We start from the raw sequence: 2,143 nt of genomic DNA, 5'->3' as shown, positions 1-2,143 counted from the left end.
TTCTCGAACTGGTCCGCAAGACGATTCCACCGCTCCACCCGGCAGGCATCCCCTTCGTCGCCGCCCCCCTCGCCGTCGCGGCGCTCGGCCGCAACCGCAAGTGGGTCCGTCGCGCCGGCCTCGTCTCGGCCGCCGCCACCGCAGGGTTCTTCCGCCACCCCCACCGGGTGCCGCCCAACCGGGTCGGCGTCGTCGTGGCCCCGGCGGACGGCGAGGTCGCCCTCGTCGACACCGCGGTGCCGCCCGCCGAACTCGAGATGGGCACCGAGCCGCGGCCGCGGGTGAGCATCTTCCTGTCCGTGCTCGACGTGCACGTCCAGCGCAGCCCCGTCGGCGGCACCGTCGCCAAGGTCGTGCACCGCCCCGGGCAGTTCCTCTCGGCCGACCTCGCCGATGCCAGCGAGGTCAACGAGCGCAACAGCATGCTGCTCGAAACCCGCGACGGCGCCGACGTGGCCGTCGTCCAGATCGCCGGGCTGCTCGCCCGCCGCATCGTGTGCGACGCGCGGGTGGGCGACACGCTGCCGATCGGCGACACCTACGGCCTGATCCGCTTCGGTTCCCGGGTGGACACCTACCTGCCCCCGGGCAGCACCCTCCTCGTCGAGCGCGGGCAGAAGACGATCGGCGCCGAGACCGTCATCGCCCAGCTGCCGTGAGCCCGTCCGCAGCCTCCCCGGCGGCCCCGGAACGCAAGCGCCGCGGTCGCCCGCAGGCCGTGCGGCTGTTGCCGAGTGTCATCACGATCCTCGCGCTCTCCGCCGGCCTGTCCGCGGTGAAGTTCGCCCTCGACGGCCAGTTGGGCACCGCCCTCGGCATGATCGGCGCGGCAGCGGTGCTGGACTCCCTCGACGGGCGCATCGCCCGCCTGCTGGACGCCACCACCAAGATCGGCGCCGAGCTGGACTCACTGTCCGACGCGGTGGCGTTCGGCGTGGCCCCGGCCCTCGTGCTGTATGTGACGCTGCTGGACGGGAGCCCGTTCGGCTGGATCATCTCCCTGCTGTACGCGGTCAGCATCGTCCTGCGCCTCGCCCGGTTCAACACCCTGCTCGAGGACGACACGGTGCCCGCGTACGCCCGCGAGTACTTCGTCGGCGTGCCGTCCCCCGCCGGCGCCCTCGTCGCTCTGGCGCCGGTCGCCGCGCACATCCAGTGGGGCGAGGGCTGGTGGGACTCCTACCCCGTCGTGGCCGTCTGGACGCTGCTCACCGCCGCCCTCGTCGTCAGCCAGATTCCGACCCTGGCGATGAAGTCGGTGTCCGTGCCGCCCCGCTACGCGGTGATCCTCCTGGTACTCGTGGCGGTCGCGGCGGCCGCGCTGGTCACCTACCCGTACGTGCTCATGCTCGTACTCGTCGGGCTGTACCTGGCGCACATCCCGTTCGCGGTCCGTTCCAAGCGCTGGGTGGCGGCGCGGCCGGAGACGTGGAACATCAAGCCGTCCGAGCGGCGCGCCCTGCGCGCCGAGCACCGCGCCCTGAGGCCACGCCGGGTCGCGATCCGGCGTGTCCCGCAGCCGCGGCAGTCCGCGGCGCGACTCGGTCTGCGCCGCCCCCGCGGACGCTGACGACGCTCTAGGCTCGGCGGGGTGAGCAGCCCCGAACTCGCGTTGACCGTCCGCCTCAACACCTCGGCGGCCGATGCCCGCCGCGGCGTCGTCCGCGTGCACCCTGAGGTGCTCGCCGCGTTGGGCCTGCGCGAATGGGATGCGATCGCGCTGATCGGGGGGCGCCGCACCGCGGCCGTCGCCGGCCTCGCCCCCGCCGGCACGCCGACCGGCACGATCCTGCTCGACGACGTGACACTCTCCAACGTGGGGCTGCGTGAGGACGCCACCGTCCTCGTCGGCCCGGTCGTCGTCCACGGCGCCCGCACGGTCGCGGTCACCGGATCGGCACTCGCCACCCACACGATCGACGACGTCACGCTGCGCCAGGCACTGCTGGGCAAGGTCCTCACCGTCGGCGACGCGGTGTCGCTGCTGCCCCGCGACCTCGGGCCGGGCACGAGCACGGCCCCCACCACGCGCACCCTGTCCCGCACGTTCGGGATCGCCTGGACCACGGAACTGCTCACCGTCACCGCGGTCGACCCCGCCGCACCGGTGAGCGTGCAACCGAACACCGCGGTGAGCTGGGGC

At 73.6% G+C, this 2,143-nt stretch carries 2 protein-coding genes and 1 pseudogene; all 3 read left to right on the top strand.

From position 1 onward, the window contains the following. The coding region (locus G6038_RS30605) for a phosphatidylserine decarboxylase (protein ID WP_206025887.1) at positions 1 to 659 on the top strand (659 nt) is incomplete at its 5' end. Further along, positions 656 to 1,570, top strand: a complete 915-nt coding sequence (locus G6038_RS30600; protein WP_346772965.1) for a phosphatidylcholine/phosphatidylserine synthase — start codon at positions 656 to 658, stop codon at positions 1,568 to 1,570. The genes G6038_RS30605 and G6038_RS30600, both read left to right, overlap by 4 nt. A 21-nt stretch (positions 1,571 to 1,591) precedes the next feature. Further along, positions 1,592 to 2,143, top strand: a pseudogene (locus tag G6038_RS30595) (ATPase); the annotation flags it as partial.

Origin of the sequence: Rhodococcus sp. 14C212 (assembly GCF_011058195.1) — a bacterium.
Classification (GTDB): Bacteria; Actinomycetota; Actinomycetes; order Mycobacteriales; family Mycobacteriaceae; genus Rhodococcus; species Rhodococcus aetherivorans.
The sequence above is the reverse complement of the archived record's forward strand: the minus strand, read 5'-3'. Positions and strand labels throughout refer to the sequence as shown.